Raw genomic sequence first — 17,302 nt, 5'->3', positions numbered from 1 at the left:
ACGAAAAGACCATGACGTTCCTCACCCTCAACAGTCTCGCAAAGGCCTATGGCGGCTTCCACGCCGTCGAAAATCTGAGCCTGGAAGTCAAGCGCGGCGAGTTCCTCTCCCTGCTTGGTCCATCCGGCTGCGGCAAAACGACCACCCTGCAGATGATCGCTGGCTTTGTGGAACCCACACGTGGCAGCATCCGGCTCGATGGTCGGGACATCACCGCCCTGCGCCCGGAAAAGCGTGGCATGGGCGTGGTGTTCCAGAGCTATGCGTTGTTCCCGCACATGACAGTGGCTGCCAATATCGCCTTTGGACTGGAGATGCGCGGCGTGGCCGGCGCCGATCGCAGCCGGCGCATTGACGAGACGCTTGAGCTGGTGCGCCTTGGTGGCCTTGGCAAGCGCTACCCGCGCGAGCTGTCCGGCGGCCAGCGCCAGCGCGTGGCAATCGCCCGCGCGCTAGCCATCCGGCCTGAGGTGCTGCTGCTGGACGAACCCATGTCCAACCTGGATGCCAAGCTGCGCGAGGACATGCACATCGAACTGCGCGCGATCCAGCGCCACCTTGGCATCACCACCATTCTGGTGACCCATGACCAGGTCGAGGCCATGACCATGAGCGACCGCATCGCTGTGATGCATGGCGGGCGTATCGTGCAGCTGGCCGCACCGTTCGAGGCCTACGAACGTCCGCAGTCCGCCTTTGCTTCCGGCTTCCTCGGAAAGACCAATGCCATCCGCGGCGTGGTGGAAAAGACCAATCCGCGCTGCTGCGAGGTGCGCCTGGGCGCCACGCTCGCGCATGTACCGCATGAAGGCCGCGAGGTTGGCAAGGACGTGCATGTCTATGTGCGGCCCGAGAAGATCCGCCTGGAACCGGCGGATGCCGGCGGCATCCCCGCCACGGTGCGGACGCGCCTGTTCCTCGGCAACCACTGGATGCTGGAAGTGCAAACCACGCTCGGGCTGCTCCGCGTCAGCCAGCCCAACCATGGCACCGCGCCGCCCGAAGAGGGTTCGGCGGTCAGCGTGCTGTGGTCGGACGATGACCTGCGCGTACTGACGGCGGAGCAACATCATGGCTGACACCACCGTCTCCACCCTGCCCTCCGGCGCACCGGCCTTGCCCGCCAAGGCCGCCGCCGCCAGCAATGATACGCATGCCGGCTCGGCGCCCTGGCTACTGTCGGCACCCGCGCTGCTGCTGTTCGCCGCCATGCTGCTGGTGCCGCTGGCGCTTACCGCGCTGCTGTCGTTCCATGTCTTCGACGGCACGCATGGCGTGCTGCCGGACCTGACCATGGCCAACTACCTTGAAGTGCTTGGCGACAGTTACTACCACGAGATCTTCCTACGCACCGCAGGCCTTGCGCTGGCGGTAACCGTGCTGACCGTTCTCCTGGGCGTGCCCGAGACCATCATCCTGGCGCGCATGCAGAGTCCCTGGCGCGCGTTGTTCCTGATCGTGATCCTGGGGCCGCTGCTGATTTCGGTGGTAGTGCGCACGCTTGGCTGGGCCATCCTGCTGGGCAACAACGGGCTGATCAACGAGGCCCTGCAATGGATGGGCATTGTCGACGAGCCGATCAAGCTTGTCTTTACCCTGACCGGCGTGGTGATCGCGCTCACCCACGTGTTGATCCCCTTCATGGTGATTTCCGTATGGGCCGCGCTGCAAAAACTCGACCCGCAGGTCGAGAACGCTGGTCTGGCCTTTGGCGCGTCGCCTTTCACCGTGTTCCGCCGCATCATCCTGCCGCAGATCCTGCCGGGCATCCTGTCCGGCGGCATCATCGTGTTCGCCCTGGCTGCATCGGCCTTTGCCACGCCGGCCATCCTTGGCGGGCGCCGCCTCAAGGTGGTCGCCACCGCGGCCTATGACGAATTCCTCAATACGCTGAACTGGCCGCTCGGCGCGACCATCGCCGTGCTGCTGCTGATCGCCAACGTAATCATCATCGTGGGCTGCAACCGGCTGGTGGAGCGACGTTTCCGCCAGGTGTTCGAAGGCTGAAGAGAGAAATCATGCGCAAGAACGGACTGTTCTCCCTGCTCTACCACAGCCTCTTCATCGCCTTCATCGTGGCGCCGCTGCTGGTGGTGGTGGCGGTCTCTTTCACCGGCAAGGGCTATATCTCCCTGCCCACTGACGGACTCTCGCTGCGGTGGTTCCGCGCCATCGGCGACGCCCACGAGATTGTCAACGCGTTCTGGCTGTCGCTATGGCTGGGACTGGCCTCGGCCACCATTGCGGTGGCGCTGGCCGTGCCGGGCGCGCTGGCGCTTACCCGCTATCGCTTTCCGGGGCGCGGCGCGCTGATGGGTTTTTTCATGTCGCCGCTGATGATCCCGCACGTGGTGCTGGGCGTGGCCTTCCTGCGCTTCTTCACCACGGTGGGCGTGAGCGGCTCGTTCTTCTGGCTGGCGCTGACGCACGTGGTGGTGGTGATGCCTTATGCGCTGCGCCTGGTGCTGGCCGCCGCCACCGGGCTGGACCGAGACGCGGAACGTGCCGCGCTGTCGCTCGGCGCGAGCCGCTTCACAGCCTTCCGGCGCGTGGTGCTACCGCTGATCCTGCCTGGCGTAGTGGGTGGCTGGATGCTGGCCTTTATCCAGAGCTTCGACGAGCTCACCATGACCGTGTTCGTCGCCACCCCGGGCACGACCACATTGCCGGTGGCCATGTACAACCAGATTGCCCAGACCATCGATCCGCTGGTGGCCTCGGTGTCCACGGTGCTGATTGTCGGTACGCTGGTGCTGATGGTGCTGCTGGACCGCATCGTCGGGCTCGACCGTGTGCTGATCGGCAAGAATTGAACGCCCGCGCAAGGCGTGTTTCGCAACCCACTCTCATCATGACCACAAGCGATCTTATCGTCATCGGCGGCGGCCTGGTCGGCACCGCCATTGCCTACGGGGCCGCCCGCAACGGCGTGTGCGTGACCGTGCTGGACGAAGGCGACGATGCCTTCCGTGCCTCGCGCGGCAACTTCGGTCTGGTCTGGGTCCAGGGCAAGGGCTACGGCATGGCACCCTATGCCAGCTGGACCATGGGCTCGGCGCAGCGCTGGCCTGCGCTTGCCGCCGCGCTGCTGGCAGACACCGGTATCGATGTGCAACTCAAACAGCCGGGCGGCTTCCACCTTTGCTTCTCCGCCGAGGAGATGCAGGCGCGCGAGGCGCGGCTGCAGCGCATTCGCGATGACCTTGGCGGCGACTATCCGTTCGAGATGCTGGACCACGACATGGTGGCCGCGCGCCTGCCCGGCATCGGGCCGGACGTGGCCGGCGCCAGCTACACGCCGATGGACGGCCATGCGAATCCGCTCAAGCTGCTGCGTGCCTTGCACACGGCATGCCAGCAGCGTGGCGTACGGATACTGCCCCGCCACGGCGTGGGACAGATCGGGCGCGATGGCGCGGGCTTTGTCGTGGAAGCCGGCGGCACGCGCTTTGCGGCGCCCCGCATCGTGCTGGCATCTGGCCTGGGCAATCGCGCGCTGGCCGGGCAGATCGGGCTGCATGCGCCGGTGGCACCCAACCGCGGCCAGGTCCTGATCGGAGAGCGAGCCTCACACTTCCTCGATCATCCCACCACCTATGTGCGCCAGACCGACGAGGGCACGATCCAGCTAGGCGACTCGATGGAAGACGTCGGGTTCGATGATGGCACGACAGTGGACGTGCTCAGTGCGATCGCTAGTCGCGGCGTGCGCAGTTTCCCCGCGTTGGCCAGTCTCAAGCTGGTGCGCGCCTGGGGCGCGCTGCGCGTGATGACCCCGGACGGTTTCCCAATCTACCAGGAGAGCGCCGCCTGCCCCGGCGCCTTTGTCACCACTTGCCACAGCGGCGTCACGCTAGCCGCCGCCCATGTCTTTCGTGTAGCGCCGTGGGTCAGCGGCGGCGCCAGGCCCGAAGGCATTGACGTGTTCACTGGCGACCGCTTCCTCAATACCAACCAGGTTTTCCATCATGCCCACTGAAGCCCTGTTCCGCCCGCTTGCCGACGGCGCCGTCATGGTGACGATCGAATTCAACGGCCAGCCCCTGCGTGTGCCCTCCGGGCGCAGCGTGGCTGCTGCGCTGCTGGCCGGCGGCGTGACTCCCTTGCGCACCACGCCGGTCAGCGGCGCACTGCGCGCGCCCTACTGCATGATGGGCGTGTGCTTCGAATGCCTGATGGAGATCGAGGGCCAGCCAAGCCGTCAGGCTTGCCTGGTGCAGGTGTGCGAAGGCATGACCGTGCGCAGCCAGCATGGCGCGCGCGACCTTGCGCTCGAGTTCGCAGCGCCGGAGACCGCAACCGAGAAGGAGGCCGACCATGCCTGAGGAGCAATTCGATATTGCCATCATCGGCGCCGGGCCGGCCGGCATGGCCGCTGCCGTGGCCGCCTCCGCCCACGGCGCGCGCGTGGCGCTGCTGGACGAGCAGGATGCCCCCGGCGGCCAGATCTATCGTGCCATCACGGCAGCCACGCCGGAGCGGCTGCGCATCCTCGGGCCCGACTACGCGGCCGGCGCCGCCCTGGCCGAGGCTTTCGCCGCCAGCGGTGCACAGCACATCACCGGCGCGGCGGTGTGGCAGGTCACGCGCGAGCGTGTCGTGCATTATCTGCGCGATGGCGGCGTGGCGAGCCTGCGGGCCGGGCAGGTCATCCTGTGCACCGGTGCCATGGAACGGCCCTTCCCGATTCCAGGCTGGACCCTGCCCGGCGTGATGACTGCGGGCGCGGCGCAAATCCTGCTCAAGAGCGCCGACCTCGCGCCCGCCGAGCCGGTGGTGCTGGCCGGGTGCGGCCCGCTGCTCTACCTGCTGGGGTGGCAGTATGTGCGCGCCGGCGTGCCGATCCGCGCCATTGTCGACACCACCGATGGCGCCGACTACCGCCACGCGCTCTCCCACCTGGGCGGCGCACTGGCCGGCTGGCGCTACCTGAAAAAGGGCCTGGCGCTGATGCGCACGCTCAGCAAGAGTGGCGTGCCCTTCTACAAAGGCGCCACCGGCCTTGCCGTCGAGGGCGACGACGCGGTGCGCGCGCTGCGTTTTACGAGCGGCGGGCGCGAACAGTGCATCGAGACCCGCACCGTGCTGCTCCACCAGGGCGTGGTACCCAATACGCAGTTCACCTGGGCCCTGCGTGCCGCGCATCGGTGGGACGATATCCAGTTGTGCTGGCAGCCGCAAGCGGACCAATGGGGTGCGCTCGACATTCCCGGCATCTATATCGCCGGCGATGGACGCGGCATCGGCGGTGCGCTGGCAGCACGCCTGCAAGGCGAGCTGGCCGGGCTGGCGGCCGCGCATGCGGCAGGCCGCCTGGACGCCGCCGGGCGCGACCGCCACGCAGCGCCCGCCCGCGCCGCGCTGCGCTCGCACCTGCAGATCCGCCCCTTCCTCGATGCGCTGTATCGCCCCAAGGCCGCCAACCGCGTGCCGGCGGACGAAGTCGTCGTGTGTCGCTGCGAAGAGGTCACGGCCGGCGAGATCCGTGCGTTTGTCGAACTGGGCTGCGGTGGTCCCAACCAGACCAAGTCCTTCGGCCGTTGCGGCATGGGCCCGTGCCAGGGCCGGCTCTGCGGGCTGACCGTAACGGAGGTCATCGCGCAGGCACGCGGCGTGCCGCCGCAGGAGGTGGGCTACTACCGCATCCGCCCGCCCATCAAGCCGATCACCCTTGGCGAGCTTGCCCGTGAAGCCTGATGCCAAACTAGGGGCCGATGTCATCGTCATCGGCGGTGGCCTGCAGGGGACTTCCAGCGCGCTGCAACTGGCGCGATGCGGCCTGCGGGTGACGCTGCTCGAAGCGGAATACTGCGGCCGGCACGCTTCCGGGGTGAATGCCGGCGGGGTCCGCACGCTGGGCCGGCATGTGGCCGAGATCCCGCTCGCACTCGCCGCACGCAAACTGTGGCACCGCCTGGCCGAGCTGACCGGCGACGACGCCGATTTCGTACCGAGCGGCCAGCTCAAGGTGGCGGAGAGCGAGGCCGAGCTGGAAGTGCTGCGTGGCCGGGTGGCGCAGTTGCAGGCACTGGGATTCACGCACGAGGCGCTGGTGGACGCCCGCACCGTGCACGAACTGGTGCCATCCATCGCGCCTCACGTCACCGGCGCAATTTGGGCGCACGAAGATGGCCATGCGCTGCCCTACCGTGCCGTGACAGGCTTCCGGCGCGCGGCCGAGCGCGCCGGCGTGGCGATCCACGAAGGCACGCCGGCGCTGCAGGTGGAGCGCACGGGAAACCACTGGCTAGTCCGCACCACGCGCGGCACCTTCAGCGCCTGCCATCTCGTCAACACGGCAGGGGCATGGGCCGGCGAATTTGCAGCACAGGTCGGCGAGCCGGTGCCGGTGCAGGCCGGCGGCCTGATGCTGATGATCACCTACCGTGTTGCGCCCTTCGTCAAACCGGTATTGGGCGCCACCGGCCGGGCCCTGTCGTTCAAGCAGTTCGCCAACGGCACTGTGCTGATCGGCGGCGGGCTGCGCTGCGAGGCGAATGCGAAAGCCCGCCACGGCGAAGTCGACATGCTCAAGCTCGCGACCAGTGCACAGACCGTTACCGCGCTGTTCCCCCACCTCGGCCCGCTTGCGATCAACCGCGCCTGGGCGGGCGTGGAAGCCTTCATGCCGGACGAGATCCCCGTCATCAGCCGCAGCCGCACAGCGCCCGACCTGGTGCATGCATTCGGCTTTTCCGCGCATGGATTTGAGCTGGGGCCCATCATCGGCCAGATCGTTGCCGAACTGGTCACCGAGGGGCATGCCTCACTCCCTGTCGAAGCCTTCGCCATCGATCGCTTTGGCAAACCCCAGAGCACGCAGGCTGCAGCCCGGCGCGATTAGGCTAATACCGTCTTCATTACCTTCCACCACACCACCCTCAACCAACCACCAACAGGAATCGCACATGAGCCAGATCCAGCGCTATCAATCCACCAAACGCCTGTCCCGCCTGGTCGTCCACAACGACATCGTCTACGTAGCCGGCGTCACCGCCGGGGACACTACCGCCGACATCGCCGGCCAGACCCGCGACGTGCTCGCGAAGATCGACGGCTATCTGGCCAGCGTCGGCGCCGACAAAGAGAAGCTGCTGTCGGTGCAGATCTGGCTGAAGGACATCGCCCGCGACTTCGACGGCATGAATGCCGCCTGGGAGCAATGGATCCCCGAGCACGCTGTACCCACCCGCGCGACGTGCGAGGCCAAGCTGGCACGCCCCGAACTGCTGGTCGAAATCATCGTGACGGCGGCGCTCTAAGCCAGGGGCGAGTGCATGGGCCATCAGGCGCACATGCTAGAGGCGCTAACCGGGACGCTCTACCGGTCCGATTAGCGCCGCTAGCGTATTAATGATTGTGGCTCGCGAGTAGAAACTGTAGGTAGGCCTTGGCTCCGGAAGCTTCCCGAGCCTGTAATCCATGCCAAGCTCAGCATCCGGCTTTGTCTCCTCGCGCCACCGGCGCACGGGCTGGGCGGGGACCTTCCGTTCGATACCGAATGGGGGCTCGACTGGGCGCACGGCGGACGAATGTTGCGGCACGTCGATCGCTCTTTCACGCCTCTGGCTCATGGGCGCCGTGAAAGAAAATAAATCCATATCCCGACGTCGCGCGCATCGCGGCTGAATACTGCCGGCACGGCGGTCGAACAGCACGACACATGCGACGTAAGAGTGGAAGCTTCTCGGACGCCACCATCCTCCTGCACCGCGACCCGCTTGCCCTGAGCATTTTTGACCCGATCGTCAGCGCGGACGGGATTCTACGACTAGCAAGTACGCTGGTCGCACCCGGTCCCAATTGGACAAGGTCAAGCGATTGCTGGGCGCTGCAAGCGGTAGGCCCTCTTATCATCGAGCGGCCCTGCCCAGCCTCCCCAGCCATTTGTCGGGGGGACTATTTTTCCCCTCGGACAATCCCTCCATTAGCGGGATACCGAAACTGCTGCAATGCAACATACTTGCCAACGGCGACTTGACTGACCCCGTGTTGCCATTCCTCGAGGGTGTGGGCGCCAACCCTGCCGCCTACACCCCTTTTTCTACCGGCTTCCCGTTAAATCCCCCGAGGGAAACCAGCGTTACTGCGTCGATGCCTTGATGTTGGTGCGCGTGCCGCGCTTGATCAACTCTCCGGCTACGAGCCCTCCTGGGGACGCCTTGTCTGACCCGGCAGTCACTAGCGTGGCGAGGACGGACCGCAAAAAATCCATCTCTTTATATTTCTCAGTACGCGCAAAAACGACTACCCGCTTCACTAATGCCGCGATATGAAAGAAACGCAACTAGTGAGCGGGCAAACCTAGACATGCGGGGATATTGCCGCGTCGCTGACTCCAAGAGACAGCTTTGGCAGCAACTCCTCAGGCCAAGGAATTTCAACTCGGCAAACGGATTCCGGTGCTCGTGCTCACGCCTCTGGAATCAGAAACTTGTCGCGATTCTTCCCCAGCCACGCCGGTGCACGACCACGCCCGGTCCAAGTGGCGCCGGTCTTCGGGTCCATGTACTTCGGCGGCAGCGAGGTTTTCTCTTTTGCCGGAGCCTTAGCCTGATCGCTAGCTGCCGGGCGCCCACGGCGTCGTTTCGGAGCCAAGTCCTCAACGGTAAGTTCGTACTCCGCCATCAAACCCTGGATCTTCGCGATAACTCCAGCGACCTCGCTTTGACGAACCTCAGCGAGTTGGGTTTCGAGCTTTTCTTTTTCTGCCAGCAATTGTTTGTAGGTAGCCATGTCGATCTCCATCAATTAAGAACAGTTCGATATCCTACAGCACATCACCGAACTTTCACCAACTCCTTTCTTTTAGTCCGCCGGGTACCATTAAGCCCGAATTCTAGCGAGTGAATTCAGAACAAGCAGCCAATGTACAGAATGATGTACGGACAAACAAGCCTTTCGGAAATTGCTGAACAAGGAAGGCCGGGGCGCCCAGAACGCAAACAAGGTCCTCGTTGTAATCGTGATACTGGGGGAATCTGGCCAATGCCAGGGCGAACATCCAACTAGCTGAATGAACGGTGTTCCAGAAGAGCGAAGAAATCGCAGCTCCCCTCTCTCCTTGTGCCACCGAGTCCGCCCCCGCACTCCGCAGTGCCTGCACCTGTCAATCGCCGAGGTAGCCATCGAGCTCAGGGCCCCGCCGGCGGCTACAATACTATGATGGCGCAGGGCGTGGCCCATATGCGCCGAGAAAGTGAGTGGAGGAGTGTATGGCGACAGCTCGAGCTGGCACCAAAGGAGAGGCACTAAGACTCCTCGGGACAGAAGGCGTGACGGTGGTGGAACTGGACTATGAGGCTGGCTGGCAAGATGCGATTGAGCTTGGTCGGCTCGGCCAGAAGGCAGGGATACGCGTGGAATATCGCGGGCAAGAGAACGTCGCAGTCAAATCTCCAACGGCATTGGTTGCCGGCCTAATGCGGCCAAAATCGACCTTCCGGCAGCGAAACCTCTATTGCCAGTTTGAGTTGAGCGAACTGCCGACAGCTGCGCTGGAGAGTTTGGAGGCGAAGGCGTCCAAACTGGGGGACTATATCCTCGCCGGGCGATTGATGCGGGAAGTGGAGGCGGTATGGGAAGATTAAATACCTTTCCCCCCGCCACCGCACTTGACACATTGGTGCAGAAAACGCGGGCGAGTACAGGCTCCCCCAAAGAGGTGCAATGTGCCGTGTAACTACGGTCAGGCCATAGCTTTGACGCCGCTGATTTCGTTACCCTGCTACTTCGAGTGCAGACACTCGACAAGACAGTACTCAACTACCCGGCCACCGCACAGCACTCCACGGATTCCCACTGTCAACTTGAACAGCGCGTGAGTGGGACGATGCTGGCGCAAAAGTCGCTCGGTAAGCACATCATCCACATTGCCCTCGATATGCGCTTGTAGTCACCGTTCATCGGATCTTTTGCCTCGGCATCAGCGCGCTCGCTACTAGATCGGTCGGCGGCGCGCCTACTCGGATAGGTCGTCCAACTCATAACTGGTACTGCGCCCGCCTGCGTCCGATTTTCGTAATATCCCACGTGCGAACAGATCACTGATGTCGCGCAGCGCGGTGTCTGGAGAGCATTTGGCGATCGCCGCCCACTTGGAGCTCGTGAGCTTGCCTTCGAAGCCATCGAGCAGTCGGTTGAGCAGTTTCACTTGCCGCTCGTTCAATGCCGTGGGCGCCCAGCGCTGCCAGAATCGCGTCTTGACCAGCACAGCATCAAGAGTGTGCTGCGCCTGATCAAAGGCGCGATGCAGCGTATCAAGGAACCAGGCCAGCCACTCGGTGACATCCATCGACCGCTTCTGGGTCCGCTCCAGGATATCGTAGTAGGCCTTGCGCTCCCGCTGGATCTGCGCCGACAGGCTGTAGAAACGCTGTGGGCTGCCATCGGCACGCGCCAGCAGCAGGTCGCCGATCGCACGGGCTATACGGCCATTGCCGTCGTCAAACGGATGCAAGGTGACGAGCCACAAATGACCCAGGCCTGCCTTGAGCAGAGGTGGATCGTTCGATGCATCGTTGACCCAATCGAGAAACTGGCTTGTTTCAGCTTCCAGGCGATTGGCTGGCGGCGCTTCGAAATGCACACTTTGTCGGCCAATGGGGCCGGACACCACCTGTATCGGACCGCTGGTGTCGTCACGCCAGCCACCGACCTTGATCCGGGCAAGGCCAGAGTAGCCGGTGGGAAACAGCGCGGCATGCCAGCCGAACAATCGCGCCCGGGTGACCGGTGCATGGCAATTGGCGGTCGCGTCGAGTACCAATTCAACCACGCCTTCGACGTGACGATCGACCGGGGCCAGTGCGCCAATGTCCACACCTAGGCGACGGGCGATGGACGAACGCACGGATGCGACGCTGAGCTGTTCGCCCTCGATCTCGCTGGTCTTGACCGCGTCCTCGGTGAGCGCTGCGAGACTCGCCTGATCGCGCAGAGCCATGCCAACATCGGCCAAGCGCCCCATCAGTAGTCCTTGGGCACGACTAACCTCGGCCATACGCACTGCCAGGGCAGCCAGATCGTAGTGCCAGCTCGGCCAGTCACTGGCCTGCCAGACGTAAGTGCAATCGCCGCTTTTCATGCGGAGATTATGGGCTAGTTTCTCCGCAGACTCAAGTTATTCACCGCGCCTCGTGCGGTGATAGTCCCTGATATTCACGGCAGGAAGGCAAAGCCGGTCGGTCGCCTGCGTCAGCGCGAGGCAGAGCTTCCGGCAAGACTACGACGCGGAAATGTGACGCGGCCGCTCTGCTTGTCGATACCAGGCTAGACCCGTGACGTGCTATTCGTGGGCCCATTCAGCGCTGGCGCCGGCACGCCATCCTCCGATTTAGTGTTCAACAACGTCCTGTGCCCATAGCCTGCGCGAATTGCTCAGTGGGACACGCCAGCGTTCGCATCCCAGCATCGATGCCACCCATTGGCGAGGCGCCTCGACAGCGCCCTCCATGTTGGCGGAAGCCTTGTCGGCCAGTTCGGCATCCTCCAGTGGCCGGGCCGCGCTACCTGCCGGCACCTGGAGTTCGTGGGTCATGACCCGCCCATCGTGATGACGCACCATGACACGCGCGCCCGGCTGCCTGCCCGGCCCGCGCATGCGCCGGTCGAGATCTGAATCGACCGTCGCCCTGACCCTACGCATCACGGCGTGCAAGGCTGGATCTACACGCCGCGCGTCGGCATACCACGCCGCGCCGCACGGCAGCCGTAGGACTGTGGCGGCGATGGTATATGGCAGGCTGAACTGCGCATCCGTGGCATTGGTCGGCGCCATGTCCATGAAATCCTCGACCAGCCTCGCGAACGTCGAAACTTCGATTTCCGCGATATCTTGCGCATGCCAACCGGACTGCATGAGGATGACTTCGGTGCATTCGAGTGCGCAGGCCAGCCACCGGCAAGCGGGATAACGCTTGATGCTGCCATACGAGAGATACCACTCGTCTCCGGGTAGCGCCGCAAGTATGGCCGAGTTGAAGCGATCTGAACCCAGCATCCGCCAGTAGCCCTGCTCGCCGTCGAATACGTCGAGACTACCGACGAACCCCGCCTGCGCCAGGCAAGCCGCCTGTACGCCAGCTTGGGCCGCCGATGCCACGCCGTCCTTCAATGTGACCAGTGGTCGAGCCTGCCAGTTGTACTTGTGCAGGCTTGGCACGCAGGTCAGCGTTGCGGCGAGTCCAATGGCGTGATGCAACTGCGCTTCATCGAAACCCGCGATGCGTCCGTAAGCGATCGCGGCCCCGATGGCCTGATGCTGCGCGATGCCATAAGCCTGCGCGAAGCGTTCGGCACTGGGCTGCATGGCGTGGATCAGGCGGTTGTTGACCTCGAAGCCAGCAGCCAGCGCTGCCAGGAACGTCTCGCCGGTAACGTCATGCTGACAGCCGTCCAACGCGGCCATCGCTGCGGCAACCAGCGATGCACCGGGATGCCCCATGCCTTTGCCATCGATCTCGACCCCGTCGTCATGATCTAGGCCGTTAATGATCATCGCGTTGGCAAGCGCAGCGGCTGGCGCCGCATGCTGGCTATCCAGGCCGAATACATGGCAGGGGCCGCTGCCGCTTAACACGTGTACGGCGCGCCACGCCAGGCTCGCGGCTTCCGAATCGCTGGCGGCGACGCCGCATGCGACGGCATCAACCACGTGCTGCTTGACCTTCTGGCGGACCCAGGCGGGCAAACGTTCGTACGTCAGGTCACTGGCAAAGCGAACGACCTGGCGCGTAATACTCTGTGTGTTCATTGGGGAGAGTCGGGTTCAGCGGCGGAAATAGCGCGCTTGAATGCGGCGGTCCACGGCGCCCGCCAACAAGGAAAGCGGCAGGATCGCGACAATGAAGAACAGCGCCACGAAGGTCAGCACTTCGAGTGGCCGGAACGTCGCCGTACTGAGCCGCTGGCCCTCGTAGAGCAACTCTCCCACGGCGATGTAGCTGCCCAGCACCGAATTCTTGACCGCCATCACGCACTGCCCCACGAACGCCGGTAGGATCCGCAGGAACGCAATTGGCCCGGTGATCCGTATCAGCGCCTGCAGCGGCGTCATGCCGACAGCCAGTGCCGCTTCGATCTGCCCATGATCGACCGCCTGCAGGCCAGAGCGAAAGATCTCGGCAAAGAACACGCTGCCATAGAGGCCCAATGCCAGCACGCAGGTCCAGTAAGCCGACAGCTTGACATCGACCAGGATCGGTAGGCAGTAGTAAGTCCAGACCAGCAGCACCAGCGGTGGTACCGCCCGTACCACTTCGATCAGCGCCTGCGCCGGCCAGCGGAGCCAGCGGCTGTGCCCGGCACGCAGTGGCGCCAGCACCAGCCCCAGCAGCACGCCGAGCGTGACCGAGAGTGCCAGCACCTTCAGGGTCATCAGGATACCGTCGCCCAGGATATCGCTATATTCGAGGATAGCCCCGAAATCCCATTGATAGTTGGGCATATTCATATTCCTTGCGGCGCGCCTACCGACGCACCGATAAACAGGCGCACAGGTGCATCAGCGGGACGTGCGAGCAACGCCGCTGGCGCGCCGTCATCAGCCAGGTGGCCCTGATCGAGATACAGGATCCGGTCGCACACATCGAATGCAAAACGCATTTCATGCGTAACCACCAGCATGGTCGTGCCGCTGCTGGCCAAGTCGGTCATGACGGCCAGCACCTCGGCAACGAGTTCGGGGTCCAATGCCGAGGTCGGCTCGTCGAACAGGATCAGTTGCGGTTCCATGGCAACCGCACGCGCAATCGACACGCGTTGCTGCTGGCCGCCAGACAGGGTCACCGGGTACACATCGGCCTTGTCCTTCAGGCCGATGCGATCGAGGATCGCCAGGGCCCGTTCGGCGGCCTGCTCGCGCGACAGCTTTAGCACGCTAAGGGGCCCTTCCATGACGTTCTGGAGTACCGTACGATGTGGCCACAGGTTGAAGTGCTGAAACACCATGGCCATCCGCGCACGCTGCCGGGCGAGCACCGCTGTAGGCACGGACTTGCGCTGCGCCCCGCGGAAGCCGATCGCTTCGCCGTCCAGCAGCACTGCGCCAGCATCGGGCTTCTCCAGCATGTTCAGGCACCGCAGCAGCGTTGATTTTCCAGACCCGCTGCGTCCGATCAGGCCAATTACCTCACCCGCGCGCACATCGAATGAGATGCCCCGCAGAACCGCCCTACCACAAAACGACTTGGTCAGATCCGTGACACGCAGCAGCGGCTGCGTACTCGCCTCGCCCATCACTTGCCGGTCACGATGTACTTCGCCCAGATGCGATCCAGGGTGCCGTCTTTTTCAAGCTGGTCAAGCCGCTGGTCGAGCCAGTTTCGGAATGCATCCCGATCCTTCCGCAGACCGATATTGGTAGGCTGCGATATCAGTGGCGTTGGAAAGACCATGTGCCCGCGGCCGCGTTTAGCCACATATTGCGCCATCTGGATGTCATTGGTCAGCAGTGCGTTGGCCCTGCCACTTTCCACTTCCAGCTGCATCGCTTCGCTATTGGGGACGATCACCCATTGCGCGCGATTCAGCTTCGGACGCAACAGAGTGGCGGCGGCGGAGCCGTCGATGGCGGCCAGACGGATCGACGGGTCGTTGATTGCATCCCATGACTGGTAGCGTGCCGTTTCCTTTTCCAGCGTCAGGACACCCATCTTGTGCGCGCCGATCGGCCGCGTAAAATCCACAGCCTTCGCGCGCTCGGGTGTCTTGTTGAAGCCGCCCAGGAAGTCGAAGCGCCCGGATTGCAGGCCCGCTGCCGCGGTCCCCCATTGCGTGTCGACATACTCGATTCTCACCCCCGAAGACGCAAAAATTGCCTGCGACAATTCGGGCACGAGGCCAGTCCACTTGTTGGTCCGCAAGTCTTTCTCGTACCAGGGGGGTGCCGACACGGCACCTACACGCACCACGTTGCCGCCCAGGATCGATTGCAGCAAATCGGCTGCGAATGCGCCACTGGGGGCGAGCGTCAGGCTGGCTGCCGCAAGCAGTCCCAACAATCCCCTGGAAATGAACCGCTGCCTCATGACATACTCCAATACTCATAGAAGCCCACAGTTTATGAACTTTGGGTAAATCCACAAAATGCGGATTTCTGCCATCCTTATTTGTTTTTTGCTCCATGACGCCCAAGCAGCTTGAAGTCTTTGTGGAAGTGGTCCAACTGGGCTCAGTGACCGCCGCCGCGCAGGTACTGAGCATGTCCCAGCCTGCTGTCAGCAAGAGCCTGACCCTGCTTGAACAGCATATGGGTTTCGCACTATTCGAGCGTGTTGGCGGGAAGATGCAGCCAACCCCAGAGGCGAGACAGATCTTCGAGGAGGCGCGGCGCATGCAACAGGGCATGGCGAGGTTCGGCCGCTTCATTGAGCAGGTGCGCCAGTACCGTGTGGGCCAACTGCGGGTATGCGCCACACCCGCGCTGGCGATCAATGTCTTGCCCCAGGCGGCCCGCGCATTTCGGACCGCATTTCCAGACTACGGGCTGGCGGTCGACATGTTCCTCAACAACGAGATCGACGACGCCATTGCGCACCGGCAATACGACCTGGGCTTCGTACTGCAGCCGGCGGACGATGCAGTGCCCGCAGACCAGGTGGTCAGCCACGGACGTATGGTGTGTGTTATGTCCGAGCGCTACCCCCTGGCGCGGCAGAAGCAGGTGCGCTGGGAGGATCTGGATCCACGCGAATTGGTATACATCACCACCGATCCGCGCATCGTGGCCACCATCGGTAGCGTGGTGGAGGGCTTTCGCGACAGGCCCGCGTCCGCGCTGGAGACCAACCGTTACACCATCGCCGTCAATCTCGTCAGGCACGGCATGGGCGTCACGCTCGTCGACGAGTTTGCGCTGGCGGGCGCCGATTTGCAGGGCTTGGTGGTGCGACCCTTTGCTCCGGAGATACCCGTGATGGTCCGTGCCATCACGGGCAGCCGGCGCGTGGTGCAGGGCGCTGCGAGCGTGTTCATCGATACGATGCGCAGGTTGTTGCAGCCGATGCGATGAAGCGGTAGCAGTGCCATCGCCCCTTCGTAGCTGGCGCGCTGCTTGTAGGCGGCGTAACGGGCCTGCGCCTTCTTGGCGGTGTCGTCGACTATCACCGTGAGCATGGAGAACGACTGGGCGCTGTCGGGGGCGCGGCCGGCCGCTTCCAGCTCCGTACGCAGTGCCTGCACCGACTTGCGCAGGCCCCTGCGCGTGGGCACGCCAACGAAGGCGCATTCGGCATGTCTGGCCGCGAACCGCGTGCCGCGTGCCGAGCCTCCGGCCTGGAACAGCACTGGCGTACGCTGAGGCGAGGGCTCCCACTGGAACACGCCGTCGAGCTGAAACTAGCGTCCATCGTGTTTCATGGCATGGATGCGGGCAGGGTTGGCGTACACGCCGAGCTGCGCGTCGCGCTGGCCCAGGCTGCGCGAGGATTTCCTGGCGCGCCTTGACGGTTGATCTGGCACTGATTGAGATGGCGGCCACCACGGGCCGGCGGGCGTCCTCCCCCGCCCCGCACTGGTCTGCTATGCTGGAGCCCACCAGCGCTGCAGCCAGCGCGCGCAGCTATCAAGCAGGAAACCCAGCAGTCCGATCACCAGCACGGTGGCAAGCAACTCCGAGTACGCCAGCCGATCACGCGTATCGAGGATGAAGTAGCCCAGGCCGGCATTCACCCCCAGCATTTCAGCCGGCACCAGCACGATCCACACGACGCCGATCGACAGCCGCAGCCCGGTCAACACGCTGCCCACTACGCCCGGTAGCACCACCCACATCAGCATCTCCCAGCGCGTGGCGGCCAGGCTGCGGGCGAGCGTGATCCAGCGGGGGTCAAGGTTGCGCACCCCGGCGGCGGTATTGAGCAGAATGGGCCAGACTCCGGCGAAGGCCAGCAGGAACAGCACCGGGAGGTCGCCCACGCCCAGCACCATCACGACCACGGGCATCCAGGATAGCGGCGAGATCATGCGCAGGAACTGGAATGCCGGCGACACGGCGGCATCCACCAGCGCCGCTCCGCCCACCAGCAAGCCCAGCGGCACGCCGACGGCAAGTGCCATCGCCAGTCCCAGCAACACGCGCCGAAGGCTCACCAACGTATTCTGCGCAAAATCGGGCTGGCACAGCAGTTCCGCCACGCTGGCCAACGTGGCGCCCGGCGTGAAGCGCGTGGCCAGCCCTTGTGCCTGCCCCGCGCCGGTGGTCAGCCACCACAGTAGGAGCAGCACCGCCAGGCCGGCCAGTCCCGGCCACAGCCGCGCCGCCACCGAGCGCATCATGCCGCTGGCGGACCAGGCATCGTTG

17 protein-coding genes and 1 pseudogene are annotated in these 17,302 nt (G+C 64.1%); 10 read left to right on the top strand and 8 right to left on the bottom strand.

What is annotated here, in order from left to right; translation table 11 throughout:
• Positions 1-11 precede the first annotated feature (11 nt).
• The 8 genes from AC1RQK_RS10450 to AC1RQK_RS10415 all read left to right on the top strand — a co-directional run bounded on the left by AC1RQK_RS10450 (position 12) and on the right by AC1RQK_RS10415 (position 7,262).
• Positions 12-1,079 (top strand): ABC transporter ATP-binding protein, encoded by a 1,068-nt coding sequence (locus AC1RQK_RS10450; protein ID WP_492808960.1) that lies wholly within the window; start codon positions 12-14, stop codon positions 1,077-1,079.
• Positions 1,080-1,209: 130 nt separating this feature from the next.
• Positions 1,210-2,007: an ABC transporter permease gene (locus AC1RQK_RS10445; protein ID WP_492809094.1), complete on the top strand. Its 798-nt coding sequence runs from the start codon at positions 1,210-1,212 to the stop codon at positions 2,005-2,007.
• 11 nt (positions 2,008-2,018) lie between these two features.
• The gene (locus AC1RQK_RS10440; protein ID WP_492808958.1) at positions 2,019-2,813 is read left to right on the top strand and encodes an ABC transporter permease; all 795 of its coding nucleotides are present in this window, start codon (positions 2,019-2,021) and stop codon (positions 2,811-2,813) included.
• Between the two features lie 38 nt (positions 2,814-2,851).
• A complete protein-coding gene (locus tag AC1RQK_RS10435) occupies positions 2,852-3,979 on the top strand; it encodes an NAD(P)/FAD-dependent oxidoreductase (protein WP_492808956.1) in 1,128 nt (375 codons plus the stop codon).
• Positions 3,969-4,325: a (2Fe-2S)-binding protein gene (locus AC1RQK_RS10430; RefSeq protein ID WP_492808954.1), complete on the top strand. Its 357-nt coding sequence runs from the start codon at positions 3,969-3,971 to the stop codon at positions 4,323-4,325. Before AC1RQK_RS10435 ends, AC1RQK_RS10430 begins: the two co-directional genes overlap by 11 nt.
• The gene (locus tag AC1RQK_RS10425; protein ID WP_492808952.1) at positions 4,318-5,697 is read left to right on the top strand and encodes an FAD/NAD(P)-dependent oxidoreductase; all 1,380 of its coding nucleotides are present in this window, start codon (positions 4,318-4,320) and stop codon (positions 5,695-5,697) included. Before AC1RQK_RS10430 ends, AC1RQK_RS10425 begins: the two co-directional genes overlap by 8 nt.
• Positions 5,687-6,844: an NAD(P)/FAD-dependent oxidoreductase gene (locus AC1RQK_RS10420; protein ID WP_492808950.1), complete on the top strand. Its 1,158-nt coding sequence runs from the start codon at positions 5,687-5,689 to the stop codon at positions 6,842-6,844. Before AC1RQK_RS10425 ends, AC1RQK_RS10420 begins: the two co-directional genes overlap by 11 nt.
• A gap of 64 nt (positions 6,845-6,908) precedes the next feature.
• Entirely contained in the window at positions 6,909-7,262 is a 354-nt protein-coding gene (locus AC1RQK_RS10415; RefSeq protein ID WP_492808948.1) for a RidA family protein, read from the top strand.
• Positions 7,263-8,412: 1,150 nt separating this feature from the next.
• On the opposite strand, the gene AC1RQK_RS10410 is transcribed toward AC1RQK_RS10415, so the two are convergent.
• Positions 8,413-8,736, bottom strand: a complete 324-nt coding sequence (locus AC1RQK_RS10410; RefSeq protein ID WP_416046761.1) for an H-NS histone family protein — start codon at positions 8,734-8,736, stop codon at positions 8,413-8,415.
• 479 nt (positions 8,737-9,215) lie between these two features.
• Here AC1RQK_RS10410 and AC1RQK_RS10405 point away from each other — a divergent pair, with 479 nt between their 5' ends.
• Entirely contained in the window at positions 9,216-9,590 is a 375-nt protein-coding gene (locus tag AC1RQK_RS10405; RefSeq protein ID WP_492808946.1) for a PHA-granule associated protein 4, read from the top strand.
• Positions 9,591-9,961: 371 nt separating this feature from the next.
• Here the strand turns inward: AC1RQK_RS10405 and AC1RQK_RS10400 are convergent, their stop codons facing one another.
• The 5 genes from AC1RQK_RS10400 to AC1RQK_RS10380 form a co-directional block, all read right to left on the bottom strand.
• A complete protein-coding gene (locus AC1RQK_RS10400) occupies positions 9,962-11,086 on the bottom strand; it encodes a Fic family protein (protein ID WP_492808944.1) in 1,125 nt (374 codons plus the stop codon).
• 249 nt (positions 11,087-11,335) lie between these two features.
• Complete coding sequence (locus tag AC1RQK_RS10395; protein ID WP_492808942.1) at positions 11,336-12,754, bottom strand: MmgE/PrpD family protein; 1,419 nt, start codon at positions 12,752-12,754, stop codon at positions 11,336-11,338.
• A gap of 15 nt (positions 12,755-12,769) precedes the next feature.
• The gene (locus AC1RQK_RS10390) at positions 12,770-13,447 is read right to left on the bottom strand and encodes an amino acid ABC transporter permease (protein ID WP_492808940.1); all 678 of its coding nucleotides are present in this window, start codon (positions 13,445-13,447) and stop codon (positions 12,770-12,772) included.
• A 2-nt stretch (positions 13,448-13,449) separates the two neighbouring features.
• Complete coding sequence (locus tag AC1RQK_RS10385; RefSeq protein ID WP_492808938.1) at positions 13,450-14,238, bottom strand: amino acid ABC transporter ATP-binding protein; 789 nt, start codon at positions 14,236-14,238, stop codon at positions 13,450-13,452.
• Positions 14,238-15,029: a substrate-binding periplasmic protein gene (locus AC1RQK_RS10380; RefSeq protein WP_492808936.1), complete on the bottom strand. Its 792-nt coding sequence runs from the start codon at positions 15,027-15,029 to the stop codon at positions 14,238-14,240. Before AC1RQK_RS10380 ends, AC1RQK_RS10385 begins: the two co-directional genes overlap by 1 nt.
• Positions 15,030-15,124: 95 nt before the next feature.
• Here AC1RQK_RS10380 and AC1RQK_RS10375 point away from each other — a divergent pair, with 95 nt between their 5' ends.
• Positions 15,125-16,012 carry a LysR family transcriptional regulator gene (locus AC1RQK_RS10375; RefSeq protein WP_492808934.1) on the top strand — a complete coding sequence of 296 codons (888 nt, stop codon included), beginning with the start codon at positions 15,125-15,127 and terminating at the stop codon, positions 16,010-16,012.
• A gap of 44 nt (positions 16,013-16,056) precedes the next feature.
• On the opposite strand, the pseudogene AC1RQK_RS10370 reads toward AC1RQK_RS10375, so the two are convergent.
• Together AC1RQK_RS10370 and AC1RQK_RS10365 are read right to left on the bottom strand one after the other, a co-directional pair.
• A pseudogene (locus tag AC1RQK_RS10370) lies at positions 16,057-16,323 on the bottom strand (LLM class flavin-dependent oxidoreductase); the annotation flags it as partial.
• 198 nt (positions 16,324-16,521) lie between these two features.
• Positions 16,522-17,274 carry an ABC transporter permease gene (locus AC1RQK_RS10365; RefSeq protein WP_492809092.1) on the bottom strand — a complete coding sequence of 251 codons (753 nt, stop codon included), beginning with the start codon at positions 17,272-17,274 and terminating at the stop codon, positions 16,522-16,524.
• Between the last annotated feature and the right edge of the window lie 28 nt (positions 17,275-17,302).

The sequence above is a fragment of the Cupriavidus sp. GW822-FHT02D05 genome, assembly GCF_058802485.1.
The sequence above is the reverse complement of the archived record's forward strand: the minus strand, read 5'-3'. Positions and strand labels throughout refer to the sequence as shown.